General features: G+C 71.8%; 24 protein-coding genes. 14 read left to right on the top strand and 10 right to left on the bottom strand.

The genetic code is table 11. From position 1 onward, the window contains the following. Positions 1-86: 86 nt before the first annotated feature. From AB0C75_RS34080 to AB0C75_RS34060, 5 genes are all read right to left on the bottom strand, one after another. Positions 87-1,121 (bottom strand): ketoacyl-ACP synthase III family protein, encoded by a 1,035-nt coding sequence (locus AB0C75_RS34080; protein ID WP_362896101.1) that lies wholly within the window; start codon positions 1,119-1,121, stop codon positions 87-89. A gap of 22 nt (positions 1,122-1,143) precedes the next feature. Further along, positions 1,144-2,769 carry a citramalate synthase gene (gene cimA, locus AB0C75_RS34075; protein ID WP_362896099.1) on the bottom strand — a complete coding sequence of 542 codons (1,626 nt, stop codon included), beginning with the start codon at positions 2,767-2,769 and terminating at the stop codon, positions 1,144-1,146. 244 nt (positions 2,770-3,013) lie between these two features. After that, positions 3,014-4,756 carry an MFS transporter gene (locus AB0C75_RS34070; protein WP_362896097.1) on the bottom strand — a complete coding sequence of 581 codons (1,743 nt, stop codon included), beginning with the start codon at positions 4,754-4,756 and terminating at the stop codon, positions 3,014-3,016. Between the two features lie 59 nt (positions 4,757-4,815). Next, on the bottom strand, positions 4,816-5,889 hold the full coding sequence (locus AB0C75_RS34065) for a CaiB/BaiF CoA-transferase family protein (protein ID WP_362896095.1): 1,074 nt from the start codon (positions 5,887-5,889) through the stop codon (positions 4,816-4,818). Beyond that, positions 5,889-6,092: a hypothetical protein gene (locus tag AB0C75_RS34060; protein WP_362896093.1), complete on the bottom strand. Its 204-nt coding sequence runs from the start codon at positions 6,090-6,092 to the stop codon at positions 5,889-5,891. Before AB0C75_RS34060 ends, AB0C75_RS34065 begins: the two co-directional genes overlap by 1 nt. Here AB0C75_RS34060 and AB0C75_RS34055 point away from each other — a divergent pair. The 6 genes from AB0C75_RS34055 (at position 6,076) to AB0C75_RS34030 (ending at position 13,001) form a co-directional block, all read left to right on the top strand. Then, positions 6,076-7,197 (top strand): epoxide hydrolase family protein, encoded by a 1,122-nt coding sequence (locus AB0C75_RS34055; RefSeq protein WP_362896091.1) that lies wholly within the window; start codon positions 6,076-6,078, stop codon positions 7,195-7,197. The genes AB0C75_RS34060 and AB0C75_RS34055 overlap by 17 nt on opposite strands. Before the next feature lie 25 nt (positions 7,198-7,222). Further along, positions 7,223-8,467 (top strand): cytochrome P450, encoded by a 1,245-nt coding sequence (locus AB0C75_RS34050; RefSeq protein WP_362896089.1) that lies wholly within the window; start codon positions 7,223-7,225, stop codon positions 8,465-8,467. After that, a complete protein-coding gene (locus AB0C75_RS34045; RefSeq protein ID WP_362896087.1) occupies positions 8,464-9,486 on the top strand; it encodes an NADP-dependent oxidoreductase in 1,023 nt (340 codons plus the stop codon). Before AB0C75_RS34050 ends, AB0C75_RS34045 begins: the two co-directional genes overlap by 4 nt. Positions 9,487-9,612: 126 nt before the next feature. After that, positions 9,613-10,728: a winged helix DNA-binding domain-containing protein gene (locus AB0C75_RS34040; RefSeq protein ID WP_362896085.1), complete on the top strand. Its 1,116-nt coding sequence runs from the start codon at positions 9,613-9,615 to the stop codon at positions 10,726-10,728. A gap of 160 nt (positions 10,729-10,888) precedes the next feature. Further along, positions 10,889-11,653: an SDR family oxidoreductase gene (locus AB0C75_RS34035; protein WP_362896083.1), complete on the top strand. Its 765-nt coding sequence runs from the start codon at positions 10,889-10,891 to the stop codon at positions 11,651-11,653. 121 nt (positions 11,654-11,774) lie between these two features. Then, entirely contained in the window at positions 11,775-13,001 is a 1,227-nt protein-coding gene (locus tag AB0C75_RS34030) for a cytochrome P450 (protein WP_362896081.1), read from the top strand. 211 nt (positions 13,002-13,212) lie between these two features. Here the strand turns inward: AB0C75_RS34030 and AB0C75_RS34025 are convergent, their stop codons facing one another. Together AB0C75_RS34025 and AB0C75_RS34020 are read right to left on the bottom strand one after the other, a co-directional pair. After that, on the bottom strand, positions 13,213-14,637 hold the full coding sequence (locus tag AB0C75_RS34025) for an alpha/beta fold hydrolase (RefSeq protein WP_362896079.1): 1,425 nt from the start codon (positions 14,635-14,637) through the stop codon (positions 13,213-13,215). Positions 14,638-14,658: 21 nt separating this feature from the next. After that, on the bottom strand, positions 14,659-16,149 hold the full coding sequence (locus AB0C75_RS34020; RefSeq protein WP_362896077.1) for an MFS transporter: 1,491 nt from the start codon (positions 16,147-16,149) through the stop codon (positions 14,659-14,661). A 169-nt stretch (positions 16,150-16,318) separates the two neighbouring features. Between AB0C75_RS34020 and AB0C75_RS34015 the strand changes: the two genes are divergently transcribed. The 4 genes from AB0C75_RS34015 to AB0C75_RS34000 all read left to right on the top strand — a co-directional run bounded on the left by AB0C75_RS34015 (position 16,319) and on the right by AB0C75_RS34000 (position 19,398). Further along, positions 16,319-16,642, top strand: coding sequence for a 2Fe-2S iron-sulfur cluster-binding protein (locus AB0C75_RS34015; RefSeq protein ID WP_362896075.1), 324 nt, complete (start codon positions 16,319-16,321; stop codon positions 16,640-16,642). After that, complete coding sequence (locus AB0C75_RS34010; protein WP_362896073.1) at positions 16,642-17,928, top strand: FAD-dependent oxidoreductase; 1,287 nt, start codon at positions 16,642-16,644, stop codon at positions 17,926-17,928. The genes AB0C75_RS34015 and AB0C75_RS34010 overlap by 1 nt, the downstream gene beginning before the upstream one ends. Then, positions 17,921-18,478, top strand: coding sequence for a hypothetical protein (locus tag AB0C75_RS34005; RefSeq protein ID WP_362896071.1), 558 nt, complete (start codon positions 17,921-17,923; stop codon positions 18,476-18,478). Before AB0C75_RS34010 ends, AB0C75_RS34005 begins: the two co-directional genes overlap by 8 nt. Positions 18,479-18,627: 149 nt before the next feature. Then, positions 18,628-19,398, top strand: coding sequence for a VOC family protein (locus AB0C75_RS34000; protein WP_362896069.1), 771 nt, complete (start codon positions 18,628-18,630; stop codon positions 19,396-19,398). A 176-nt stretch (positions 19,399-19,574) separates the two neighbouring features. Here AB0C75_RS34000 and AB0C75_RS33995 read toward each other — a convergent pair whose 3' ends face one another. The 3 genes from AB0C75_RS33995 to AB0C75_RS33985 form a co-directional block, all read right to left on the bottom strand. After that, positions 19,575-20,840 (bottom strand): cytochrome P450, encoded by a 1,266-nt coding sequence (locus AB0C75_RS33995; RefSeq protein WP_362896067.1) that lies wholly within the window; start codon positions 20,838-20,840, stop codon positions 19,575-19,577. A gap of 180 nt (positions 20,841-21,020) precedes the next feature. Next, positions 21,021-22,157, bottom strand: a complete 1,137-nt coding sequence (locus AB0C75_RS33990) for a hydrolase (protein ID WP_362896065.1) — start codon at positions 22,155-22,157, stop codon at positions 21,021-21,023. Beyond that, positions 22,154-22,645, bottom strand: a complete 492-nt coding sequence (locus AB0C75_RS33985; RefSeq protein ID WP_362896064.1) for an SRPBCC domain-containing protein — start codon at positions 22,643-22,645, stop codon at positions 22,154-22,156. The genes AB0C75_RS33990 and AB0C75_RS33985 overlap by 4 nt, the downstream gene beginning before the upstream one ends. A gap of 206 nt (positions 22,646-22,851) precedes the next feature. On the opposite strand from AB0C75_RS33985, the gene AB0C75_RS33980 reads away from it, so the two are divergent. The 4 genes from AB0C75_RS33980 to AB0C75_RS33965 all read left to right on the top strand — a co-directional run bounded on the left by AB0C75_RS33980 (position 22,852) and on the right by AB0C75_RS33965 (position 25,332). Then, positions 22,852-23,637: an SDR family NAD(P)-dependent oxidoreductase gene (locus AB0C75_RS33980; RefSeq protein WP_362896062.1), complete on the top strand. Its 786-nt coding sequence runs from the start codon at positions 22,852-22,854 to the stop codon at positions 23,635-23,637. Positions 23,638-23,652: 15 nt separating this feature from the next. Next, entirely contained in the window at positions 23,653-24,195 is a 543-nt protein-coding gene (locus tag AB0C75_RS33975; protein WP_362896061.1) for a flavin reductase family protein, read from the top strand. After that, positions 24,192-25,121 (top strand): MBL fold metallo-hydrolase, encoded by a 930-nt coding sequence (locus AB0C75_RS33970; RefSeq protein ID WP_362896060.1) that lies wholly within the window; start codon positions 24,192-24,194, stop codon positions 25,119-25,121. Before AB0C75_RS33975 ends, AB0C75_RS33970 begins: the two co-directional genes overlap by 4 nt. A gap of 67 nt (positions 25,122-25,188) precedes the next feature. Further along, positions 25,189-25,332, top strand: coding sequence for a hypothetical protein (locus AB0C75_RS33965; protein WP_362896059.1), 144 nt, complete (start codon positions 25,189-25,191; stop codon positions 25,330-25,332). Positions 25,333-25,434 lie beyond the last annotated feature (102 nt).

Here is a 25,434-nt window from a genome sequence, read left to right as displayed (position 1 = left end):
GACCTTCCCTTCGACAGTCCGCGGCAAGGCGGATCACAAGGCTGACATGAAGTGGTGGAGCAGGACTGGAGAACCGGTGGACCGGGCTATGCCTCGGACCAGTCGGGGCGTTCGAGGATGTCCAGGACGGCGCAGCCCCAGCTGTATCCGGCGCCGACGCTGATCAGGACGCACCGGTCGCCGGGCGCCGCCCGGCCCGAGACCATCAGATGGTCGAGGCCGGCGAACTGGTCGCCCGCGCCGAGGTGTCCGACCGTGCGGCTGAAGTCCCAGGTGGTGCGGGCGGGATCGATGCCGAACGGCTTGTAGTAGATGGAGTTCAGGCGGCGTTGCCCGAAGTGCGGCAGCACCACCCAGTCGGCGTCGGCGAGTTCGCTGCCGGCGTCGGCCAGTGCCTGCTTGATGGCCGTCTGCTGGCCGCTGTGGGCGCGGGTGACGGCGTACGAGATCCCGGTGCGGCCGACGAAGGACCGCTTCGCGGCTTCGAAGTCCACGGGCATGCGGTGTCCGAACGGCGCCGTGGTGAACGGGTCGTCGCCGCGGTGCAGCGGCTCCAGCTCGGGGTCCGCGTGCGTCGCGAGCGAGACGAGCCGGGCGAAGCCGCCGCGCCGGGAGAGCACGAGCGAGGTCGCGCCGTCGGCGTACGGGGTGCCGGGGTCGGTGTTCCAGCGGTCGATGCCGGGGGCGCAGAACCGGTCGGCGGTGGTGAGCAGCGCTTCGCCGTGCCCGTGGCCCGCGGTGAGGTAGGCGGTGGCCAGATCGAGCGCGGCCAGGCCTCCGTTGGACATCTGCCGGATCTCGATGGCCTGGCAGGAGTTGCCGAGGGCCTCGCGCTGGATGTAGGAGGCGACGGGCCACAGGTCCTGGCCCTGGTGGTAGGTGTCGGCGTGCAGCAGCAGATCGACATCGCCGCCGTGCGTGCCGGCCCGCTGAAGGGCGGTCCGTGCGGCGGTCGCGGCCATCTCGGCGGCCGACTCGTGGGGCGAGTACGCCACCGATTCCATGCCGGCGCCCGCGGCCACCCGGGGCGGGCACGCCCCTGACGCGACCGCTTCGGCCACCGGGATGCGGGAGGGAAGCCGTGTGGAGGTCCCCCGTATGTAGACGTCTTCCAGACGCACTGTCACTCCAAGAGAGGTGAGTTCAGCCCGTTGCGGCGGCGGCCAGGGGCGGGGTGTCGTGGACCCGGCCGGGCGGTCCGTCGAGCAGGACGTAGTGGACGGCGTCCAGGAGCGCCTGCCAGCTGGCCGCGGTCGAGTTCCCGTCCACGCCGACGGTGCCCCAGCGGCGCTCGCCGTCCCGGTAGGAGACGAGCACCCGGGCGGCGGCGCCGCTGCCCGTCTCCCCGCTGAGCACCCGCACCCGGTAGTCCACCAGTTCGAGCCGGGCCAGGGCCGGGAAGCAGGGGTCAAGGGCCGTGTGCAGCGCGGTGTCCAGCGCGTTGACGGGGCCGTTGCCCTGGCCGGTCGCGGTGACGCAGCGACCGCCGACCAGGAGCCGTACGGTGGCCTCGGTGCGGACCTCGCCGTTCAGCACCCCGAACACCCCGACGGACCAGGACTCGACCTCGAAGGGGCGGGGCACGGGGCCGTCGGCGAGCTCCTCGCGCAGCAGCAGCTCGAAGGAGGCGTCCGCGGACTCGAAGCTGTAGCCGCTGTTCTCCAGCTCCTTCACCCGGGTCGCGGCGCGGGCCACCTCGTCGGAGCCCGCCGCCAGGTCGTAGCCCAGTTCACGCGCCTTGAGCTCGATCGACGAGCGCCCGCCCATGTCGGAGACGAGGGTGCGCATGGTGTTGCCGACCAGCTCGGGGGTGGTGTGCTGGTAGAGGTCGGGATCGACCCGCAGGGCGGAGGCGTGCAGACCCGCCTTGTGGGTGAAGGCCGAGCCGCCGATGTACGGCGCGGCCACGTCGCCGCCCACCTGGGTGAGTTCGGTGACGGCGCGGCCGGTCACGGCCAGCTCGCGCAGCTTCTCCAGCGGGATGACCTCGCGGCCCCGCTTGAGCACGAGGTTCGCGATGACGGTGAACAGGTCGGCGTTCCCGCACCGTTCGCCGTAGCCGTGTGCGGTGCCCTGCGCCTGGACGGCTCCGGCGTCCACCGCCGCCATGGTGTTGGCGACGGCGCAGCCGGTGTCGTTGTGGCAGTGGATGCCCAGCCGCACCCCGGTCAGGGCGAGTGTCTCGGCGACGACGGACCGCACCTCGTCGGGCAGTGAGCCGCCGTTGGTGTCGCAGAGGACGACGGTCTCGGCGCCGGCCTCCGCCGCGGCGCGCACCACGGCCAGCGCGTACTCGCGATTGAGCTGGTAGCCGTCGAAATAGTGCTCGGCGTCGACGAACACCCGCCGGCCGGCGTGCACCAGGTGGCGTACCGTCCCGCTGATCATGGAGAGGTTCTCGGCGAGCGTGGTGCGCAGCGCGTTGCGCACATGCCCCGTGTGGCTCTTGGCGACCAGGGTCACCACCGGGGTCTCCGCCTCCAGCAGGGCGCGTACCTGCGGGTCCAGGGGGGCGGGTACGCCGGGCCTGCGGGTGGCGCCGAACGCGGCGAGCACGGCGTTCTTCAGGCCGAGTTCGGTACGGGCGCGGCGGAAGAACTCGGTGTCCTTCGGCACGGCTCCCGGCCACCCTCCCTCGATGAAGCCCACGCCGAGGTCGTCGAGCCTTCGTGCGACGGCGAGCTTGTCCTCGACCGTCAGCACCATGCCTTCCTGCTGAGTGCCGTCGCGCAGGGTCGTGTCGTAGAGCTGGAAGCTCTGCTCAGCCATCGCCGCTCCCTCTGTCTGGTGTCTGCCGGCCGGCAGGGATGTGTCCCGACGGCGGTGGCCGGCTTCTCCGGCTGTGGTCCCCAGAGTCGGGCGGGTGCACGGAGGGCCGCTGGAGCCCAGGTCGACCCGGGCTGTGAGGGCGCGAGGAGGCGGCGGGAGCGGGACACACGGAAGCGGCGGTCCTGGACGGCGTGTTGCCGTCCGGGACCGCCGCTCGGTCACCGGGGTGGAGCTGTGGCGGGCCTCAGGAGATCGGGGCCGGCTCGGCGCCCTCCTCCTCGGCGTTGTCCTCGCGCAGCCTGCGCGGTACGGCGAACAGCAGGAAGAACACCACCACGGTGATCCCGATGAACACCAGCAGCAGGGTCTGGAAGCTGGCGGCGAAGGACGTACCGGTCGCGTCCGCCTGGTAGCCGTCGAGCACGGCGGCGACCTCGGGGTTCTGGAGCGGCTCGGTGGTGCAGCTCGGGGGTACGTTCGCGGGGTCCTTCTCGCTCGCGCGGTCCACCGCGCAGGAGCGGTAGGCCGTCGCGACGTCCTCCGCCTGGCCCGGTGTGACCCCGGCGACGGCGACCAGCTCCTTGCGCAGGTCGGGCAGCTGGTCGTCGATGCTCGCACCGGTGTTGCCCACCAGGCCGCCGAAGAAGACCACGCTGACCAGGGCGCCGCCGATCGCGAAGCCCAGCTGGGTGTTGGTGTTGACCAGGCCGGAGGCGGAACCCGCGTCCTTGTGGTCGACCTCGGAGGTCACGATCAGCGGCAGCGGGGTCGCCACCGTGCCGAAGCCGAGACCGATCAGGAAGAGCGGGATCGCGATCTTCCAGGAGGTGACGTCGCTGCCGTACTCCCCGGCGACCCAGAAGTACGAGGCGAGACCCGCGACCAGCACGATCGCACCGATCTGCATCGCCTTGCGGCCGAACTTCGGCACCAGGATCATCACGGACGACGTGGCGGTCAGGAAGGCGCCGACGCAGAACGGGAGGCTGGTGAGGCCCGCGCGCATCGGGGACCAGCCCTGGCCGATCTGCATGTAGAGCGTCCACCCGATGGTGAACATGCCCATACCGGTGTAGAAGATCAGGTTGACCGCGAGGCCCGAGGAGAAGCTGCGCGTGCGGAACAGGCCCAGCTCCACGAGCGGCGAGCCGTCCTTGCGGGTCTTGCGCTTCTGCCAGAGGACGAATCCGACGAGGACGGGGATCGACGCGACCATGGAGACGTACCCCAGCGGCGGCCAGCCGAGCTCACGGCCCTGGAGCAGGGGGAAGACGAGCATGACCAGGCCGACGGTGGCCAGGACGACCCCGAGCGTGTCCAGCTTGAGGGCCTGGGGCGCCTTGGACTCGGTGATCACCTTGGATCCGTAGACCAGGCCGAGCAGACCGATGGGCACGTTGACCAGGAAGATCAGGCGCCAGTCGAGGCCGAAGAGGTTCCACTCGACCATCAGACCGCCGAGGGCGAGTCCGAGGGTGGCCGCGAGACCGCCGACCAGACCGTGCAGGGCGAAGGCCGTGCCCCGCTCCTTGTTGGCGAAGGTGACGTGGATGATCGACAGCACCTGCGGGACCATGAGGCCCGAGAAGGCGCCCTGCAGGACCCGGGAAGCGACGAGCTGCCAGGGCTCCTGGGACACGCCTGCCGCCAGGGACATCGCGGTGAACCCGGCGACGCCGATCATGAACATCTTCTTGCGGCCGTAGATGTCACCGAGCCGGCCGCCGAGGATCAGCAGCAGGGCGAAGGCCAGCTGGTAACCGACCAGCACCCACTGGATGGCCGAGTAACCAGCGCCCAGGTCACGCTGCATGGAGGGAGCGGCGACGTTGGCGATGGTGCCGTCGAGCAGATCCATGAACGCGGAGACGAGCAGCACCAGCAGCGCCGCCCAGCGCTTCGGATCCAGCTTCACCGAGCCGGCATCCGTCTCCTTCCCTTTCACCTCCGTCTCCACGGACGGAGCCTGCTCCGAGGAAATAGCCATGGTGTACCTCTCTGAATCCGATTGCACGGGGGGTGTCCCGGCGGACCGGGAGCGGCCGGTCACGGCCTGCGGCCGTGAGGGTCCACTCCGCAGGATTCCGGTTGCCGGTGGAGTACCGCTGGAGTGCGGCTGAAGCGTGGGGCGGGAGCGGCGGGAGCGCTGCCCCGGAACCGCTGGTGCGGGTGGAGCGCGGCTTCGTCGACGCGCAGTACGGGAGTGACGCAGGCCTCCGTTTCCTCGAAGCGCCGGGCCCAGGTGTCCCGGTCGTGACGCAGGAACCGGTCGGCGAACGCCCGCCGCAGAGCAGGCCAGTTGTCCGTGTCCGACCGGTCCGGGAGATGTGCCTGACCGAGATCGAGGCCGTCCAGGAGAGCGGCGTAGAAGCGGTCCTCCAGGGCGCCGACGGCGACGTGGCCGCCGTCGGCGCAGGCGTAGCAGCTGTAGAACGGCGCGCCGCCGTCGAGCAGGTTCGCGCCCCGCTCGTGGCGCCACTGCCGGGCGTCGGCCATCGCGACGACCATGCCCAGCAGACTGTTCACCCCGTCCACGATCGAGACGTCGACGACCTGGCCGTGGCCCGAGGCCCGGCGCTCGTGGACCGCCGCGAGTACCCCGGCGACCAGATACATCGCGCCGCCGCCGAAGTCGCCCAGCAGATTGACCGGTGGCACCGGCGGCCCGCCCGCCTGGCCGGTCGCGTACAACGCGCCGGTCAGGGCGAGGTAGTTGATGTCGTGGCCGGGGGTGAGCGCGAGCGGTCCTTCCTGGCCCCAGCCGGTCATCCGGGCGTAGACGAGCCGCGGGTTGCGCCGCAGACAGGGCTCGGGGCCGATGCCCAGGCGTTCGGCGACCCCCGGACGGAACCCTTCGACGAGCACATCGGCCCCGTCCGCGAGCCGCAGCAGCTCCTCCCGGCCGGCCGGGTCCTTCAGATCGAGGGCGACCGGTGTTCTGCCCCGGTCCAGCTCCCGGTGCCAGTCGGCGAACGACCGCCTGCCGTCCGCCCGCTCGACCCGGACCACATCGGCCCCCAGGTCCGCGAACATCATGCAGGCGAAGGGGACGGGCCCGATCGCCGAGAGCTCCACGACCTTCAGGCCGTGCAGCGGTCCGGCCGTGGCGGATGGGTTCATCACTGCTCCTCCTGGTCACCGGTCGCGGGCTCGAAGGGTGCGGACCTGTGCTCGCGTGCGGCACGAGGCGGAGCGGAGCCGATGACGGGGCCCATGGGTTCCAGTCCGCCTCTAGGAAAGGTCCGTAGCGTCCCGCCGCACAGCGTCAGCTGGACCGGCCCCTCGAAGCTCTGGAGGAAACCCCGCATGAGTACGGCACTCACGCCCTTCCGCGTCGCGTTTCCCGACGCGGACCTCGACGATCTGAGGGACCGTCTGGCACACACCCGGTGGCCCGACGCCGAGACGGTGGACGACTGGTCGCAGGGTGTCCCGCTGGACTATCTGCGGGACCTGGCGGAGCGCTGGCGCACCACGTACGACTGGCGTGCCACCGAGGCCAGGCTGAACGCGCTCCCGCAGTACAGGACCGAGATCGACGGTCTCGGCATCCACTTCCTGCATGTGCGCTCGCCGCATCCGCAGGCAGTGCCGCTGCTCCTCAGCCACGGCTGGCCCGGCTCGGTCGTCGAGTTCCTGGAGCTGATCGGTCCGCTGACCGACCCGGAGGACCCGGCCGACGCCTTCCATGTGGTCGCCCCGACCCTCCCGGGATACGCCTTCAGCGACAAGCCCGCATCGACCGGCTGGACCGTCGACCGCACGGCAGCGGCCTGGGCGGAGCTGATGGCACGCCTCGGCTACGAGCGGTACGCGGCGCACGGCGTGGACTGGGGCTCCTTCCTCACCGGCGCGCTGGGCACCGTCGACGCGAAGCACCTGATGGGCATTCACCTGGTGATGCCGTTCGCCAGGCCGCCCGAGGAGCAGGTGGAGCTGGACGAGCGCGATCTGGCGGGCCTGGCGGCGCTCAAGGAGTTCCAGCAGAACGAGGGGGGCTACTCGGCGGTCCAGTCGACCCGCCCGCAGACCCTCGGCTACGGGCTCACCGACTCGCCGGTGGCCCAGCTGGCCTGGATGGTGGAGAAGTACCGGGCGTGGAGCGACCACGACGGGGACCTGGAGAAGGTGATCCCCGCCGAGCGTCTGCTGGACGCCGTCACGACGGCCTGGCTGTCGGGGACCGGCGCCTCCTCGTCGCGGATCTACTGGGAGAGCCACAACAAGATGGCGCTCGACCGTGTCGACGTCCCCACGGCCTGCTCGGTCTTCCCCCGTGACGGGCGGATGCCGCGTGCCTGGTGCGAGCACAGGTTCACCGATCTGCGCCGGTGGACGGACCACGAGCGCGGTGGCCACTTCCCCGCGCTGGAGCAGCCGGAGCTGCTCGTGGACGAGCTGCGTTCCTTCTTCCGGCCGCTGCGCTGACCGGACGCCCGAGGAGGCACCGAACATGACGTCCTGCCCCGCCGGCGCTCACGCTGAGCTGCCCGCCTTCCCCTTCCCGGGCTCCGGCTACGACGGCCCCGCCCCGCTCCTCGGACAGCTCGCCGCCGAGCGGCCCGTCCTGCGGGTCGACTGGACGGGCTCCGGCCACGCCTGGCTGGTGACCCGCCACGAGGACGTACGGGCCGTGCTGGAGGACACCCGCTTCAGCAGGGCGGCCTCCTACGCGCCGGACGCACCCCGGTTCAGCGGGCTGTTCCAGGCCCCGCCCGGCATGATCATCTCGCTGGACCCGCCGGACCACACCCGGCTGCGGGACCTCGCCGCGCAGGCCTTCTCGCCCGAACGCGTCGACGCGATGCGCCCCCGGGTCCAGGAGGTGGCCGGCAGGCTGCTGGACACACTGGAGAAGGAGGCGGACGGCGGGCCCGCCGATCTCGTCGCCGGATTCGCGGCCCCGCTGGCGATGACCGTCATCTGCGAGCTGCTCGGTGTCCCGGAGACGGACCGGGACCTCTTCCACTCCTGGGTTCGCCGCTTCGCGGATGTCTCGGCGCCCGAGGAGGAGTCCGCCGAGGGCGGCAGGCTGCTCGGCGGCTACATCGCGGAGCTGGTCGCGGACCGGCTCGGCAAGCCCGGCGACGACGTGCTGTCGGCGCTGGCCTGCGCACGCGCGGGCGAGGACCGGCTCTCCTTCGACGAGCTGGTGGGCCTCGGCTTCACCCTGCTGGGCGCCGGCTTCGACTCGTCGGCGGGCCAGATCGGGAACTTCGTCACCATGCTGCTCGCCCGGTATCCCGAGGTGTGGCACCGGCTGGGCGAGGAGCCCCGGGAGATCCCGGCGGTCGTCGAGGAGCTGCTGCGCATCGTCAATCTGAACGGCAACGACACCTCGGGCCTGCCCCGCATCGCCCTGGAGGACGTGACCATCGGGGGCACCACGGTGCCCAGGGGCGACGCGGTGTTCCTCGCCTTCGTCACGGCCAACCGCGACCCCGCCGTCTTCCCCGACGGCGCGCGGGCCGACTTCGGCCGCTCCGACAATCCGCATCTCGCGTTCGGCCACGGCATCCACCGCTGCCTGGGCGCGCCGCTGGCCCGGCTCGAACTCGCCGTAGCCCTGGAGGAGATGACCCGCCGCTTCCCCGACGCCCGGCTCGCCGTCCCGGAGTCCGAACTCCCCTGGCGTGCGGGCGACGTCAACCACAACCTGTCCCGTCTCCCCCTCTACCTGCGAAGGAGCACCGCATGACCGCCGATCAGCTGCCGGCGACCAGCCGGGAGGTCCGGCTGGCCTCCTATCCCGAGGGCGATGTGGCCCTCGACCACTTCGAGCTCGCCGAGTCGGAGCTCTCCGAGCCCGGCGAGGGCCAGGTCGTCGTCCGCAACGACTGGATGACCCTGGGATCCGTGGCCAGGGACCAGATGAATCCGCACACCACCCTGCCGATCCCGGTGTTCCAGCCGGGTGTCGCCATGTGGGGCAGGACCGTCGGGACAGTCGTACGCTCCAACAGCCCGGACCTGGCCGTCGGTGATCTGGTGGAGCACTTCTCGGGCTGGCGCGACTACGCCGTGGGCACCGCCCACGAGTTCTTCAGGCGCGACCGCTCCCTGCTGCCGTCGTCCGAGTACTTCCTGTCCCAGGGGCCGACCGCCTGGCACGGCATGGCGGAGACCGCGAAGGTGAAGGAGGGGGACGTCGTCTTCGTCTCCGGCGCCACCAACGGCGTCGGCGCCCTGGCCGGCCAGATCGCCAAACTGCACGGCGCGGCGAAGGTCATCGGCAGCACCGGGTCCAAGGAGAAGATCGACTTCCTGGTGAAGGAGGTCGGCTTCGACGCGGCCTTCGACTACCACGACGGGCCGGTCGCCCAGCAGTTGGCCGACCTGGCCCCCGATGGCGTGGACGTGGTCTTCGACAACGTCGGCGGCGAGCAGTTCGAGGCGGCCGTGCAGGTCGCCTCCCGTGGGGCGCGCATCGCGCTGTGCGGGGTGCTGGCCGGCCAGCACGGCGACGACGGCGGCAGCCCCCGGCTGCCCCTGATGTCGGCGATCACCAAGGACCTCACGCTCCGCGGCTTCGCCACGATGCACACCCCGGACCAGATCGACGACTGGAACGCCCGGTTCGGGGCGTGGCTGGCCGAGGAGAGGATCGTCTTCCCGCACACGGTCGTGGAGGGCGGCGTTCCCGCGCTCCCCCAGGCCTTCGTGGACCTGCTGGGCCGTCGCTACAGCGGCACCGTCCTGGTCAGGCTCGGCGGCTGACGCCTCCGCTGCCGGCCGTGGACCGCCGTCGGTGCCCCGGGTCCCTGCGACCCGGGGCACCGACGGCGTTGCCGCGCCCGCGCCCTTCGAGAGCCCCCCGCACCCTTCAGAAGAGGACCGTCAGTCATGGCCGCACCCGCCCCGGACGTACTGGACCACGCACAGCTCAACCGGGCCCTGCTGGCACGCCAGTTGCTCCTGGAGCGTTCGGATCTGGGCGCCGTCGACGCGGTGGAACACCTGGTGGGCATGCAGGCCCAGGCGCCCAACCCTCCGTACATCGGTCTGTGGACCCGGCTGGCGCGCTTCCGGACCCTGGATCTGGCGGCCGGGGTGCAGAGCCGGGAAGTGGTGCGTCTTGTGCTGATGCGCGGGACCATCCATCTGGTGTCCGCCCGGGACTGCCTGCGTCTGCGGCCGGTGCTGGCCGAGTCGCTGGAGCGTTCGCTGAAGGGCACCTTCGGGCGGAAGCTGGCGGGGCTCGACCTCGCCGATGTCGTGGCGCTGGGGGTGGAGGCCGTGGAGAAGGAGGCCCTGACCCTGGGCGCCCTCGGGACCGTACTCGCGGAGCGGTGGCCGGACCATGACGCGTTCGCCCTGGCCAACGCCGTACGCAATCTGGTGCCGCTGGTCCAGGTGCCGCCGCGCGGGCTGTGGGGCGAGAGCGGCCAGGCCGCGCACACCACGGCCTCGTCCTGGCTCGGCCGCGGTCCTGACACGGATCCGGACCCGGGCGCGGTGGTGGAGCGGTATCTCGCCGCCTTCGGCCCGGCCTCGGTGAAGGACATGCAGGTGTGGTCAGGGATGACCCGCCTCGCGTCCGTCGTCGGGCGGCTCGGTACCCGTCTGCGGGTCTTCCGCGGGACCGACGGGCGCACGCTCTACGACCTCCCCGACGCGCCGAGGCCGGCACCCGGGACCCCGGCGCCGGTGCGCTTCCTGCCCGACTTCGACAACATCCTGCTGTCGCACGCCGACCGCTCACGCGTCATCACCGAGGAGCGGCGCCGGCATGTCTTCACCCGGAACGGTCTGATCAGGCCCACCTTCCTGGTGGACGGGGAGGTCGCCGGCATGTGGCGCGTCGACCGGGAGCGGGGAGCCGCCCGACTGGTCCTTCAGCCCTTCTCGCCGCTCCCCCGGTCGGTGCGGGACGAGCTGACCGACGAGGGCGGGCGGCTGCTCTCCTTCGCGGCGGCGGACTCCTCCTCGCAGGACATCGTGTTCGACGGGCACCCCTGAGTCAGGGCCGCCCTGACCCGGGGCGCCAGGACCCGAGTCGGATCCCGGCCCCGTCCCCGCCCGCTCCGCGTCCGCTCGACCGGCACCCCAGCCCCGTTCGGTGTACTGGCGACCCGGCCCCGCCACCATGCCGTCACACCGGCCGAGAGAGGGAACTCCCATGTCGGACCAGCCTTTTGCCGAACGGACCGTCGTCGTCACCGGAGGAGGCACCGGCATCGGCCGCGCCTCCGCCCTGGCCTTCGCCGGCCTCGGCGCCCGTACCGTCATCATCACCGGCCGCCGCGAGGACCGGCTCGCCGAGGTCGCCGCCGGGCACCCGGCCATCGTTCCCGTCACCGCCGATGTGACGACGCAGGCCGGGGCGGACGCCGTCGCGGCCGCGGTGAAGGACCACGGCGGCGCGCTGGACGTCCTGGTGCACAACGCGGGTGTCTTCCGCTTCACGCCCCTCGCCGCACTGGATCCCGACACCGCGCGTGAGGTGCTGGAGACCAACGTCCTCGGACCTGTGCTGCTGACCCGCGAGCTGCTCCCGCTGCTGCGCACACCCGGCGGCAGCATCGTGCTGGTGTCCAGCAGGGGCGGGCACAACCCGGGCCCGGAGAGTTCGCTGTACTCGGCGAGCAAGGCGGCCGTGCACAGCTTCACCCGGAGCTGGGCGGCCGAGCTCGCCCAGCAGGGCATCAGGGTCAACGCCGTCGCCCCCGGCTTCGTACGCACCGACGCCTATCTGGCCAACGGCCTCTCGCCCGAACAGGTGGAGGGGCTCTTCGCCGGTGTCGCGCAGTCCGTGCCGCTCGGCCGGATCGCGGAGGCCGAGGAGATCGCCACCTGGGTGACCCGGCTCGCCGAGCCCTCCGACTCCCTTGTCACCGGTCAGATCCTGACCCTGGACGGCGGCATGGACGTGGCCGCACGCTGAGCGCCGTACGTCTCGAACCCGTACGTCTCCACCCGCGCACACCGCAGGAACAGCCGCACAGCCGTGCGTCGCACCATCCGCGTGTCATCACCTTTTACGGACCGGAGAGGATCGATCCCCTGTGACCATCAGTGACCTGGAGTCAGCCGCCGCCCCCGCCGAGGCGGAGGCGTTCCCGTACAAGCGTCAGTGCCCGTTCACTCCCCCGCGGGCCTACACCGAGATGGCCGAGAAGGACGTCTCGCAGGTCACGCTGGACGGGTCCGGCCTGCGCATATGGACGGTGACGGGCTATCAGACGATACGTGACCTGCTCACCGACCCGCGTCTGAGCGCGTCCCGCAAGCACGACAACTTCCCCTTCTACTTCGTCGCGCCGCCGGAGTACCGGACGGAGACGTCCTTCATCGGCTACGACGGCCAGGCCCACAGCAGCACCCGCCGCAAGGCCGCGCTCACCTTCACCCACCGGCAGGTCCAGCGGCTGCGTCCGCGCATCGAGGAGATCGTCGACGACCACCTGGACCAGCTGCTGGCCCTTCAGGCCCCGGCCGACTTCCACCGTGTCTTCTCCCTCGCCGTGCCGATGACGGTGATCTGCGAGCTGCTCGGCATCCCGCAGGACCAGCACGAGTTCTTCATCAAGCACGGCACCGCGCTGCTCGGCGGGCACAGCTCCACCGAGGAGCGGCAGGCCGCGATCGTCGAGGTGAACGCGTACATCAGCGAGCTGATCCAGCTGAAGAAGGCGGAGCCGGGCGAGGACCTGCTCAGCCGGGCGATGGCCGATTACGAGGAGTCGGGCGAGGAGTACACCGACCGCGACCTGTTCAACATGGTCCGCCTCCTCATGAACGGCGGCCACGAGACCACCGCGAGCCAGATCTCGCTGGGCACGGCCTGCCTGCTGGAGAACCCGGACCAGCTGGAGCTCCTGATCAACGACCCCTCCCTGGTCAAGCCGGCCGTGGAGGAGCTGGTCCGCTTCGCGACCATCGGCGACACCGCCGTGCCGCGGGTCGCCCTGGAGGACATCGAGGTGGCCGGCCAGACCATCCGCAAGGGCGACGGCATCCTCTGCCTGGGCCTGGCCGCCAACCGCGACCCCGAGGTCTTCCCCGAGCCGGAGAAGCTCGACATCCGGCGCGGCAGCCGCAAGCACCTCGGCTTCGGGCACGGCGTCCACCACTGCATCGGCGCGGACCTGGCCCGGCTGGAGCTGGAGATCGTCTGGAGCAAGCTGTTCCAGCGCGTTCCGACGCTGAAGCTGGCCAAGCCGTTCCTGGAGATTCCCCGCAAGGAAGGCGCCGTGATCTACGGCCTGTGGGAGCTGCCGGTCACCTGGTGACCGGATGCGGCCGGCCGGGTGCCGGCGCGCAGGACAGGGGCGGTGCCGTCCGGGGAGGACGGTGCCGCCCCTCGCCGTGGGTACGAACGCACCGGCCCGGCGGGTCCGTACCTGCGGGCACGACGGAGCTACCGTCCGGGACGTACCTGCGGGCACGACGGAACGCCCGGCCGGTTCGTACCGGCCGGGCGTTCCGTCGTCCTGTCGTCGCTCAGGCGTCCGCGGGAAGGTCCGGACGCGGGGTCAGGCCCGTGCACGAGGAGCGCGCGGGCGGCAGGACGCCGTCGACCAGATAGCGGTGGACGACCTCGTCCACGTGCGGGTTGCCCCCGAGCACGTACACCTCGTGCTCACCGGAGTCCTCGACCGTGAGCAGATGGTGTCCGAGCAGCTCGGCCATCGCCACGCCGCCGTCGTAGTGGTCCATGGGATCGCCGTCGGCCTGCACGATCAGCCCCGTCGGATAGCCGTCACGGGTCAGCGCGACCGGCTCCTCGGGGGCCTCGAACGCACGGAACGCCCCTACCCACGGCGAGGCCCGCAGGACCCCGTAGCCGTACGGGAAGCGCTTACGGAACTCACGCATGTCCTGGTAGTAGACCTCCAGGTCCGCCGGCCAGGCGTGCTCCAGCGTGATGGCCTCCAGGACGCCGATGCGCAGGTCGCCCTCGCTGTCAGCGGGACGCCAGGTGCCCTGTTCGGCAAGCAGCTCACGGCAGGCGTCCTGGTCGGCGTCGACCGCTGCCCGGCGCACCCCGGCGACCAGGACGGCGAGCCCGTCCCACCGGCCGCGGTCGGCGGCCCTGTTGCCCACGGCCCCGTCGAACAGGGTCCGCAGCCGTACGGATTCCTCGGGAAGCGACTCCAGGGCGGTGACCGCCTCCTCGACGGTGGTGAGCACCTGCTCCGCCGACGCACCGATGCCGAAGGTGTTCTGCCGCGCGCCCACCCACCCGGCCCACAGCTCGACATTGCGCTGCACCGCGTCGCCCTGCTGGAGGAACTGCTCGCGCCAGGTCCAGTGCGGCCCGACGCAGGAGTCCAGCACCAGCCGGTCGAGGCCACCGGGGAAGAGGCTGCCGTAGACGGCCCCGACGTAGGCGCCGTACGCGTAGCCGACGAAGCTGATCCGCTCCTCGTCCAGCACCGCCCGGATCACGTCCATGTCGCGGGCGGTGTTACGGGTGCTGATGTGCGGGCGCAGCTCACCGCCGCCCCGTGCACAGGCCTCCTCACGCAGCCGCATGTCCTCGGCGATGCCGGCGAAGGCGGTGTCCGGCGGGCGGGAGTCGAACGGCTGGGCCGGTACGGCGACTTCGGCGTGGAGCTGGGTCGAGTCGCCGATGCCCCTGGGGTCGAAGCCGATGAGGTCGTAGACCTCCTGCAACGGCGTGCCCGCATAGCGTCCCGGCAGGTCCTTGCCACCGCCCCAGTCGCCGCCGGGGCCTCCGTTGACGGCCAGCAGAATGCCGCGCCGCCGCGCCGGGTCCGTGGCGCGGCGGCGGCTGAGGGCCAGCGTGATCCGCTCGCCCTCGGGGTCGGCGTAGTCGCGGGGGACCTCGATCGTCGCGTGCTCGACCTGGTCCTTGTCGGGTGCGGGCGACCATCGCGGTCGCTGTGTGTGGAACTGGCTCACCACCGCAAACCTCCGTTCTCGTCAGGCCGCCACCTTCTCGGTGTCGCCTAGAGGGGTGCTGGACTGCTTCCGGACCGGCACGAACAGGGCCGCCACCAGACCCGCCACGGCGAAGACCCCGGCCCCGGTGAGGGCCAGGCCGTAACCGGAGGCGAGCGCGTCGGTGGGGGTCGCGCCTTCGGCCGCACGGGAGTCGATTCGGGCCGCGGACAGGGCGGCGAGGGTCACCAGGCCGACGGCGCTGCCGAGCTGGCGTGTGGTGTTGAGCAGTCCGGAGGCCAGACCGGCCTGGTGGGCGGGGAGCCCGGCCGTGGCGGCGTTGGTCGTGGCGTTCAGCACGGCGCCCATACCGAAGCCGAGGAGCGTGGCGGGCCCCAGCACGTCCCCGGTGTAGGTCGATCCCGCGTCCACGGCGGAGAGCCAGAACAGCGCGGTGCCTGACAGTGCGAGGCCGCCGAGCAGGATCGGGCGCGGGCCGGTCCTGGGCACCAGCGATGCGACACCCCAGCCGCCCAGTGCGATCCCGAGCGAGAGGGGGAGGTAGCTGAGACCTGTGCGCAACGGGCTGTAGTGGAGCACCTGTTGGAGGACCAGCGTGAAGAAGTAGAAGGTGCTGAAGAGTGCCGCGATGCCGAAGAAGGCCACCAGGTTGGCGGCGGTGACCGAGCGGTTGCGGAAGACGCCGAGCGGCACCAGGGGGCTGGTGGCGAACCTGGCCTGGATCACCAGGAAGACGGCGAGCAGTGCGGCACCGCCGAGCAGCGGGGCGAGCACCCGGGCGGATCCCCAGCCGTGCACATGCGCCTCGGAGACTCCGTACACGGCGGCCATGAGGCCGAGTGTGACGGTGACCGCGCCCGGCAGGTCGAGCCCGCGTCCGGCGCCCGTCCTGCGGGGGCGGGTCTCCGGCACGACCCAGCGGACCGTGGCGAACAGGAGCAGTCCGATCGGTGCGTTGACCAGGAAGATCCAGCGCCAGGAGAACCACTGGATGATGACACCGCCGGCCAGCACCCCGATGGCTCCCGCGGCTCCGGACACCGCGCTCCACCACCCGAAGGCGCGTGCTCTCGCGGCGGGTTCGGTGAAGGTGGTGCCCAGCACGGTGAGGGTGGCGGGGGCCATGACGGCCGCTCCGAGGCCCTGGAAGGCGCGGGCCAGCACCAGGGTCACCGGGGCGTCGGCTGCTCCCCCGACCACGCTGGCCAGGGTGAACAGGCCGACGCCGAAGAGGAAGACGCGGCGCTGGCCGAAGAGGTCGGCGAGTCTGCCGCCGAGCAGCAGGAAGCCGCAGACCGCCACCGTGTAGGCGTTGTTCACCAGCTGGAGGTTGTGCGCGTCGAAGTGCAGGTCGCCCGCGATGACGGGCAGCGCCACGTTCACCACCGAAGCGTCCAGCACGTTCATGAACTGGCCCAGGCAGCAGGCCGCCAGGATGAGGGGCAGCCGGTGGCCTGAGCCGCCCCTGCCGGGTGGGGAAGCCGTGTCCTGTATCCGCTCGGTCACTGTCATGCGGGCACGCTGCGCCGGTCCGATCGGCCGGGGCTCGACCTTCGGTGGTGGCCGGGTCGAGCCCGCCGGGGGAAGTCGAGAAGCGCTCCACCGTGCCTGCAGGGAGCTGTCCCACAGTCCGTGCCGTACCTCCGCACGGCCGGCCGATATTCCACTAGGAGAGCTCGCCATGGCCAAGATCACCTACAAACATCCGAACGGAACCGTCACCGTTGTCGACGTCGAGGCCCCGAGCACGGTCATGCGCGGTGCGAAACTCAACAACGTCGACGGCATCGAGGCCCAGTGCGGCGGCTCCGCCCAGTGCGGTACCTGCCACGTCTACATCGACCCGGCGAACACGCTGCCGCTGCCCGCGATGGACTCCGTCGAGGACGACGTGCTGTACGGCACGGCCTGCGAGCGCTCCGACACCAGCCGGCTGAGCTGCCAGCTGCCGGTCTCGGACGCGATCGACGGGCTGCTGGTCCACCTGCCCGAGGCGCAGAGCTGATGGCCGCCGAATCCGTCGTCGTGGCGGGTGCGGGGCAGGCCGGGTTCGAGACCGCCGTCGTCCTGCGCAGCCGCGGTTTCCAGGGGCGCATCACCCTCATCGGGGACGAGCCGGAAGGGCCAGGCCAGCGGCCTCCGCTGTCCAAGGGCTATCTGGACGGCTCGGTGTCCGCCGAGGAGATCGCGCTGCGGCCGCCGTCCTTCTACGCCGGCCAGGACATCGAGCTGATGGCAGGTCACCGGGTCGCCTCGATCGACCGTGAGCGCCGCACCGTGCGTCTGGAGTCGGGGCTGCGCCTGCCCTACGGCGCCCTCGTACTGGCGACGGGCAGCCGCCCCCGCACGCTCCCGGTGCCCGGCGCCTCCCTGGCCGGGGTGCTGACGCTGCGCGACCTGGCCGACGCCGAGGACCTGCGGCTGCGGCTGGCCGGGCCCTCCCGCAGGATCGTCGTGGTCGGCGCGGGGTTCATCGGCCTGGAGGTCGCGGCCACCGCCCGCAAGCTCGGTCACGAGGTGACGGTCGTGGAGGCGCAGCCACGCGCCCTGACCCGGGCACTCACTCCCACGATGTCGGAGCGGATCGTCGCCGAGCACCGTGCCGCCGGGGTCCGTGTCCTGCTGGGCCGCGAGGTGTCCGCGCTGTACGGCGACGAGTCGGGCCGGGTCCAGGTGATGGAGCTGAACGGCGGTGAGCGGATCGCGGCCGAGCTGGTCGTGGTCGGCATCGGCGTGGTGCCCCGCACCGATCTGGCGCTCGCCGCGGACCTGCTGGTCGGCGACGGCGTCGTGGTCGACGACCGGCTGCGGACCGCCGACCCCGACATCTACGCACTGGGCGACTGCGCCCGCTTCCCCAGCCCGCACGCCGGCCGTCACATCCGCCTGGAGTCGGTGCAGAACGCCACCGACCAGGCCCGGTGCGTGGCCGCCGGGATCTGCGGCGATCCGGTGCCGTACACCGCGGTGCCCTGGTTCTGGTCCGAGCAGTACGCGCTGCGGCTCCAGATGGCGGGGCTCACCTCGGACCATGACGAGGCCGTGACCGTGGGCGATGTGGAGGGCGGGCGCTTCTCCGTCCTCTGCTTCCGCGAAGGGCGCCTGATCGGCGCCGAGTCCCTGAACCGTCCCGCCGACCACGGCATCACCCGCCGGCTGCTGGCCGCGGGCACGGACCTCTCGCCCGCGACGGCCGGCCGGCCTGGCTTCGACCTCAAGACCTACACCCGTCCCCCCACGCCTGTTCGGAGCAACGCACACACCCAGGAAAGGCAGACCGTCCATGTCTGAGAACCTCACGTCGCCGGAGCGCCCGGCGCCGACCGTGTCACGCCGGTCGCGTCCGGCCACCCTGCGGATCCTCGGGATATGGCTCGCGGTACTCGCGGTCCTGGCCGGGGTCGGCACGGCGAGCGCGTCCGCCGGGGAAACCTCCCGCCACCGCTCGGCGCCCACGAGCCTGGAAGGCGTCTGGGACCTGACGGTGACCGTCCACGCCCCCGACGGCCCGGCGACGACCACGCCGCGCTTCACCTTCAGGGCGGACCACCAGCTTTCGGCGGAGGGCCCGCCGGAGGAGGACGGCGCCCCGCAGTACGAGGCCCAGGGCTTCTGGAACGAGAAGGAGGACGGCACGTTCGCCTTCTACGTCACCCACCCGGGCCGTGACGACGGCGCCATCCTGGGCAGCGTCCAGGCCGTGCACATGGGCAAGATCACCGGCACGCACTTCAGCTCGGTCGCCTACGCCTTCGTCACCACGAGCGAGGACGGCGCCCCGGAGGGCCCGATCGACGTGGACACCACGGCCACCTGGGTGTCCCCGCTGCCCGCGTCCTGATCTCCCGCACCCCCTGACCGACCGGCGCCCGCGCCCGGCTCCCACGAGCCGGGCGCGGGCGCGGCTCGTCCAGGGCTCGAGCGGCACCGGCTAGCGTCGGAACCACCGTGACCACCCGCTCACCCTGTGCAGATGGAAAGAGGCGAGACATGACCTCGTTCGACGCTGGAGCCCCCTGCTGGGCCGATGTGACCGTGCCCGATCTGGAAGCCGGCAAGCGCTTCTACGGCGAACTGTTCGGCTGGACCTTCGAGGCCGGCGCCGAGGAGTTCGGCCACTACACACCCGCGCTCAAGGACGGCAAGAACGTGGCCGCGCTGGCCCCCGCCAGGGACGGCGCGCCCGCGGCCTGGAACCTCTACCTGGCCACGGCCGACGTCGAGGACCTGGCCGAGCGGATCGGCAAGGCCGGCGGCAAGGTGACCGCGGGCCCCCTCGCGATCGCCGACGCCGGCACGGTGCTGGTCTCGACCGACCCGGGCGGTGCGTCGTTCGGCGCCTGGCAGCCCGGCAGCCGGGACGGCTTCGAGCTGAAGGGCGCCCCGGGCTCGTTCTTCTGGCCGGAGATCTACACCCGCGACAAGGCCGCGGTGGACCCCTTCTACGAGGGCGTGTTCGGCTACGAGGGGCAGCAGGTCTCCGAGGGCGAGTTCGACTTCAAGCTCTGGTCGCTGCCGGGAGCGCCGTACCCGGTCGCCGCGCGCCTCCAGATGGGCTCGTACATCCCCTCCGAGGTCCCGGCGCACGCGCTGGTGTACTTCTCCGTCGAGGACACGGACGCCACCGTGGCGAAGGTACGGGAGCTGGGCGGGGACGTGAGCCGTGAGCCGTCGGACAGCCCGTTCGGCCGCTCCGCGCTGGTCTCCGACGACCAGGGCGCCAGGTTCGCCGTGATGGGCCCCGTCAAGGACGCCGGCTGACACCCGGCCACCGACAGCACGGGAACGGTCCCGGACGCCCTTTCGCGGGCGTCCGGGACCGTTTCCGTGCGCCACCGGGGTGCCACCCGTGTGCCGGGTCCGCCGCGCACGCGCGAGGGCCGGTCCCCGCCGTGGCGGGAACCGGCCCTCGGACGCGGTAGCTGTCTCTGCCGCTGTCAGTCGCCCCGTACCACCGGGAGGCTGGTCAGCGTGTGGTTGATCTCCCCGTTGTGCCAGGGCAGTTCACTCTCCGGCACGTCCAGCCTCAGGTTCGGGAAGCGCCGTACGAGGCCCTCGATGGCGATCTCCATCTCCATGCGTCCCAGGTGCTTTCCCAGGCAGTGGTGAACCCCGTGGCCGAAGGAGATGTGCGGGTTGCGCTCACGGCCGAGGTCGAGGCGGTCCGGCTCGTCGAAGACGTCCGCGTCCCGGTTGGCCGAGGCGAGGGAGAGGAGTACGGCGTCGCCCTTGGGGATCGTCACGTCGCCGACCTCGATGTCCTCGGCCGCGATGCGGGGGAAGCCCGAGGTGTCGGTGGCGAACAGGTTGACGTGCCGCAGGAGTTCCTCGACCGCCTTCGGGATGCGGGAGCGGTCCTCGACCAGATGGCGCCACTGCTCCTGGTGATCGACCAGCAGGGCGAGCACGGAGTTGGCCAGCTGGTTGGCGGTGGTGTCGAAGCCGGCGCCGATCAGGGTGAAGCCGAAGGTGACCAGCTCGGGCTCGCTGAGCCGGTCGTTGTCGTCGCGGGCCGCGATCAGCTCGGACAGCATGTCGTCGGAGGGGTTGGCGCGCTTCTCGGCGATCAGCCCGACGATGTACTCGCTGAGCTTGCCCAGCGCGTGCAGCGAGGCCTCGCCGCCGGCCCGGTCGTCGACGGTGGCGAAGGCGCGCGCCCACTGCTCGAACTCCCGCAGGTCCTCGGAGGGTACGCCCAGGAGCTCACCGATGACGGTCAGCGGGAGCGGCACCGCGAGCTGCTGGACCAGGTCCACGGTCCCGTCCTTGGCCTCCATGTCGTCCAGGAGCCCGTCGGTGACCCGCTGGACGTTCTCCCGCATCCGCTCGACCCGCCGCATGGTGAAGGCTCCCGCCACCAGCTTGCGCAGCCGGGAGTGCTCGGGGGCGTCCAGCGAGATGATCATCTCCGGGGTGGTGTGCATGGTGCCGCCCACCCGCGGGGCTCCCTCGCCACAGGCCTGGGCGCGGCTGAGCCGCGGGTCGGCGGACAGCCGGCGGACGTCCTCGTAACGGGTGATCAGCCAGGCGTCGACACCCCCCGCGGTGGGGACCTTCGCCACCGGCTGTTCGGCACGCAGCCGGCTGTAGGCGGGCGCCGGGCCCCGGTAGCTCGACCCCTCGAAGGGGAAGGTGTGGGCCACCGGGCAGCCGGTGCCCTGGGGCGCCGTCTCCTGGGTGGCTGTCTCCTGGGTGACTGTCACGATGAAAACCTCCGCTTGGGGCGTTACCGGTCGGGGCCAACGTACGTACGGCCGATGGAGGCCAAGTCGCCCGCGACTGGAGCGGGTCGGCGGTGGCGCGACGGGGACGGTGAGGAACGCGACGGGTGGGGGCGCCCGGAACCTCCCGGACGCCCCCACCCGTGCCTTCGGCCGAACCGCTTACTCCGCGGGGCCGAGCAGCACCGCCGAGTAGTTCTTGCGGGCCGCCGTGTCGTACTGGAGCGCGACATGGCTGGTCGCGGACGTGATGTCCCGCCAGAACCGCTGGAGCGCGTGCCCCTCGCCGAGACCGCCCGTGCCGGCCGCGCTCACCAGGAGCGCCACCGCCTCGCGCAGGCTCTCGGCCGCGTAGGTGGCGTTGCGCTCGTTGCGCGCCATGTGCTCGGTCGTGAACAGCCGCTGGTCCAGGACCTGGGCGTTCTGCTCGACGAGGCCCCGCGCGGCGTCGATCCGGCCGGAGGCGCGGACGAAGGTCAGCTCGGCGGTCTGGTTGCGCCGCCTTCCGGTGACCGATCCCGCGGCTGCCTCCAGCGCGCCGGCCGCCGCGCCGACGACCGGGGCGATGAACGTGAGTCCGCCGACGGCCTGGAAGGGCACGTTGTGCGCGGCGACACCCGACGTGGCGTTGCGCCCCGTGAGCATGTCGGCCCTGTCGAAGGACAGATGGGCGGGCACGAACACGTCGTCGACGACGACGGTGTGGCTGCCGGTGGCCCGCATCCCGACGCTGTCCCAGGTCTCCCGCACGCTGTACGAGCCCCTGGGCAGTGTGAAGAAGCGCAGTTGCGGCGGTCCCTCACCGCCCCCGACCGCGCCGCAGAGCATGACCCAGTCGGCGAAGTCGATCCCGCTGACGTAGGCCCACTGGCCGGTGACACGCCAGCCGCCGTCCACCGCCCTGGCCCGCCCGGCGGGCATCAGACCCGTCGCCACGACCGTGTCGGGGCTCGCACCCCACAGCGCCTGGTGGCCCTCCTCCGGCAGGTGCGCGGCGAAGCGCGCCGAGTAGGCGGCGAGCGAGGCGCACCACGCCGAGGCCGCACAGCCCTGGCCGACGGAGATGACGGCGCGGGTCAGCTCGTCGAAGGAGCCCTCCGCGCCGCCGAACCGCGCGGCGACGAAGTGCCGGGCGAAGCCGGCCTGCCGTATCGCGTCGGTGACCTCGCGGGACAGGACGCGTCCGGTGTCCGCGTCGCCGGCGTGCACGGCGGCCAGCAGCCGCAGCCGGTCGGCCGCCTCGACAAGCCCCGTGCCCGTGGCGGCCGCGCCCTCGATGACGCCGGTGTCGACGCTCATGCTCCGGCCCCGTTCGCGACGGCCTGGGCGAAGCGCTCCAGCGTCTCCCCCGGGCTGGGACCGTCCAGGGCCTTGAAGATCCGCTCGGCGCCCGGGCCGTGCTGGTCCAGCTTGACGTGGGCGAGCGACACCTTGGTGTGGCCCGCGTCGACGGCCTCGAAGTCCACCTCGATCCGGCTCGCGCCCTCGTCCGTGGGGATGGACTGCCAGTTGGGGTCGATCCGCCAGGTCATGGCGACACGGCGGCCCGGCACCCACTCCAGGACCCGGCCCCAGGCGATCTCGGTTCCTTCGACGTCCCATTCGTAGTAACGCCCGCCCACGCCTCCTTCGAAGGCCAGTCCCGCACGCTCCTTGCGCACCAGGATGTGGCTCGGCGGCCACCAGTCCGCGGGGCGCTCGGTGAAGATCTTGAAGCACTGGTCGGGCGTCGCCGCCACGGTCACCGACTTCCTGACGTCGGGCAGGGTCTGCGTCTGCTCGGGCACGGGGGCCTCCTCGCTCCAGCCGGGTGTCCGCCCGGTCGCCGCATCGAATGGCGTTCACGCTGACCCTTCGCACTAGGCCCGGTGTCGAGTCCGCCTTGAGGAGCGGGGCTCCACCCCGGGTCGACCGGCGCGCGAGAACCCCGCAAGGACACGGGCCCACCGTCGAGCCTCCGGACAGGACCGGCACGAGCGATGGGGAGAGCACGATGACAGACGCGGGACGACGAGTGGCCTTCGTGACCGGTGCGACCAGCGGGATCGGCCTGGCCGTGACCGAGCTGCTCGCCCGGCAGGGGGTCGCGGTGTTCGGTGTGGCGCGCAGCGCCGAGAGCGTACGCACCGTGGTCAAGCAGCTCCGTGAGGAGGGCCTCGAAGTGGCCGGCACGGTGTGCGACGTGACGTCCCTGGAGCAGATCCAGGAGGCCGTACGGGCCGCGGTCGCCGAGTACGGGCGGATCGACATCCTGGTCAACAACGCGGGCCGGGGCGGCGGCGGTGTGACGGCCGAGATCGAGGACTCCCTCTGGGACGACGTCATCGAGACCAATCTGAACGGCACCTTCCGGGTCACCCGTGAGGTCCTCAAGGCCGGCCTGATGCGGGACGGCGACTGGGGCCGGATCATCAACATCGCGTCCACCGGCGGGAAGCAGGGCGTCGAGCTCGCCGCGCCCTACTCGGCCTCCAAGCACGGGGTGATCGGCTTCACCAAGGCCGTGGGCAAGGAGCTCGCCCCGACCGGGATCACCGTGAACGCCGTCTGCCCCGGCTATGTCGAGACGCCGATGGCACAGCGCGTGCGCCAGGGCTACGCGGGCCACTACGGCGTGAGCGAGCAGGCGATCCAGGACAAGTTCAACGCGAAGATCCCGCTGGGCCGTTACTCCACCCCCGAGGAGGTGGCCGGCCTGGTCGGTTACCTGGCATCGGACACCGCCGCGTCGATCACCGCCCAGGCGCTGAACGTCTGCGGCGGCCTCGGCAACTACTGAATCGGAGTACCTGACATGCCTGCTGTGACCGCCGGCGCACTGCTGGCCGAACCCGACGTCGCCACCTTCCGTACCGCGATGGGCAGATTCCCCACGGGCGTCACCCTGCTCACGCAGGGAAGCGGCGACGACACCATCGTGATGACGCTCAACAGCCTGACCTCGGTGTCGCTCGACCCGATGCTGATCCTGGTGTCCGTGAAGGCCGACGGCCGGATGCGGCCGCGGATCTCGCGCGCCGGGAGCTTCGCGGTGAACATCCTGAGCGAGGCGCAGCGCGACCTGGCTCAGCACTTCTGCCGCCCCGACCGCTCGGAGGGCAGGGCGGCGATGCTGCGGCTGTCCGCCGAGGAGGGTGTCACGGGGAACGCCGTGCTGCCCGACGCGGAGACCTACGTCGAGTGCGTCCTGGACGCGGAGTACGCCGCCGGGGACCACACGCTCCTCATCGGCAGGGTGGTCGCCCTGTCCGGCGGCCTGTCCGCCCCCGACCCGCTTCTCTTCCACCAGGGCAGCTTCGGCCGGCTGACCTCCGCCGCCGAGGAGGACGCCACGTGACGACCGCTCAGGCCCCCCGGGTGGCGCCGCCGGGATCGCTGGTCCCGGTCGCCGACGACGTGTACGCCTTCGTCCAGCCGGAGGGCGGCTGGTGCCTCAACAACGCGGGCCTGATCGCCGGCGGTGGCCGCTCCGTCCTGGTGGACACGGCGGCGACGGAGTCCCGCACCCGGCGGCTGAAGGAGGAGGTCGCCCGGATCGTGCCCGACGGTCCCGGCTACGTCGTCAACACGCACTTCCACGGCGACCACACCTTCGGCAACGGCCAGTTCGCGCCGCACGCGGTGATCGTGGCCCACGCGGGGACCCGGTCCGACACCGAGGAGGCGGGCCTCGGGCTGCGCCATCTGTGGCCGGACGTGGAGTGGGGCGAGACCCCCCTGACGCTTCCCACGCTCACCTTCAGGGACGAGCTCACCCTGCACGGCGAAGGGCCGCGCACCGAGCTCCTCCATGTGGGGCCCGCCCACACGGCGAACGACATCGTGGCCTGGGTGCCCGAGCGTCAGGTCCTGTTCACCGGTGACGTCGTCTGGTCGGGTGTGACCCCGTACATCCTGATGGGGTCGGTCACCGGTTCGCTGAAGGCCCTGGAGCGGCTGCGTGCGCTGCGGCCCGCGGTGGTGGTCGCCGGGCACGGTCCGGTGGGCGGCCCGGAGCTGATCGACGCGACGGAGGCGTATCTCCGTCTGCTCCAGGGGCTGGCCGAGGACGGTCTGCGGCGCGGCGCGAGCCCGCTGCGGGCCGCGCGTGAGGCGGACATCGGCCCGTTCGCCGGGCTTCTGGACTCCGAACGTCTGGTGGGCAACCTGCATCGCGCGTACGCGGAACTCGAAGGCCTCGCCCCGGGCGACCGTATCGACGTGGCGGCGTCCTTCAAGGAGATGGTCGCCTTCAACGGGGGGCCGCCGGCCTGCCACGCCTGACCGCGCGGCGCACCCGCCGCGCACCTGGATCCTCGCGCAACCCGCGCAACTCAAGGAGGAGTCGTCAATGGAGACGATGCTGCTGGACCGCGTCACGGTGGTACCGCCACCCCCGCCCCTGGACGAGACGCCCGACTGGGTCCCCCTGCTGCTGGCCGGGGACCTCGACGACGACGGGAGCGAGCCGCACATCTGCCGTGGCATCGACTGACGGCCTGCCGGACCCGCATCCGGCGCATGGACGAGGGGCCCTTCGCGAAGGGCCCCTAGCCCTCCTGGGAGCGGCGGCGGCCGTGCAGAGCCCCTTCCACAG

It is taken from the genome of Streptomyces sp. NPDC048565, from assembly GCF_040650935.1.
Taxonomy (GTDB): domain Bacteria; phylum Actinomycetota; class Actinomycetes; order Streptomycetales; family Streptomycetaceae; genus Streptomyces.
The sequence above is the reverse complement of the archived record's forward strand: the minus strand, read 5'-3'. Positions and strand labels throughout refer to the sequence as shown.

Bases quoted from the DNA above. Each gene is read 5' to 3' on its own strand.
- cimA (WP_362896099.1), bottom strand. From the start codon at position 2,769: ATGGCTGAGCAGAGCTTCCAGCTCTACGACACGACCCTGCGCGACGGC.
- AB0C75_RS34070 (WP_362896097.1), bottom strand. From the start codon at position 4,756: ATGGCTATTTCCTCGGAGCAGGCTCCGTCCGTGGAGACGGAGGTGAAA.
- AB0C75_RS34065 (WP_362896095.1), bottom strand. From the start codon at position 5,889: ATGAACCCATCCGCCACGGCCGGACCGCTGCACGGCCTGAAGGTCGTG.
- AB0C75_RS34055 (WP_362896091.1), top strand. From the start codon at position 6,076: ATGAGTACGGCACTCACGCCCTTCCGCGTCGCGTTTCCCGACGCGGAC.
- AB0C75_RS34050 (WP_362896089.1), top strand. From the start codon at position 7,223: ATGACGTCCTGCCCCGCCGGCGCTCACGCTGAGCTGCCCGCCTTCCCC.
- AB0C75_RS34045 (WP_362896087.1), top strand. From the start codon at position 8,464: ATGACCGCCGATCAGCTGCCGGCGACCAGCCGGGAGGTCCGGCTGGCC.
- AB0C75_RS34040 (WP_362896085.1), top strand. From the start codon at position 9,613: ATGGCCGCACCCGCCCCGGACGTACTGGACCACGCACAGCTCAACCGG.
- AB0C75_RS34035 (WP_362896083.1), top strand. From the start codon at position 10,889: ATGTCGGACCAGCCTTTTGCCGAACGGACCGTCGTCGTCACCGGAGGA.
- AB0C75_RS34020 (WP_362896077.1), bottom strand. From the start codon at position 16,149: ATGACAGTGACCGAGCGGATACAGGACACGGCTTCCCCACCCGGCAGG.
- AB0C75_RS34015 (WP_362896075.1), top strand. From the start codon at position 16,319: ATGGCCAAGATCACCTACAAACATCCGAACGGAACCGTCACCGTTGTC.
- AB0C75_RS34010 (WP_362896073.1), top strand. From the start codon at position 16,642: ATGGCCGCCGAATCCGTCGTCGTGGCGGGTGCGGGGCAGGCCGGGTTC.
- AB0C75_RS34005 (WP_362896071.1), top strand. From the start codon at position 17,921: ATGTCTGAGAACCTCACGTCGCCGGAGCGCCCGGCGCCGACCGTGTCA.
- AB0C75_RS34000 (WP_362896069.1), top strand. From the start codon at position 18,628: ATGACCTCGTTCGACGCTGGAGCCCCCTGCTGGGCCGATGTGACCGTG.
- AB0C75_RS33990 (WP_362896065.1), bottom strand. From the start codon at position 22,157: ATGAGCGTCGACACCGGCGTCATCGAGGGCGCGGCCGCCACGGGCACG.
- AB0C75_RS33980 (WP_362896062.1), top strand. From the start codon at position 22,852: ATGACAGACGCGGGACGACGAGTGGCCTTCGTGACCGGTGCGACCAGC.
- AB0C75_RS33975 (WP_362896061.1), top strand. From the start codon at position 23,653: ATGCCTGCTGTGACCGCCGGCGCACTGCTGGCCGAACCCGACGTCGCC.
- AB0C75_RS33965 (WP_362896059.1), top strand. From the start codon at position 25,189: ATGGAGACGATGCTGCTGGACCGCGTCACGGTGGTACCGCCACCCCCG.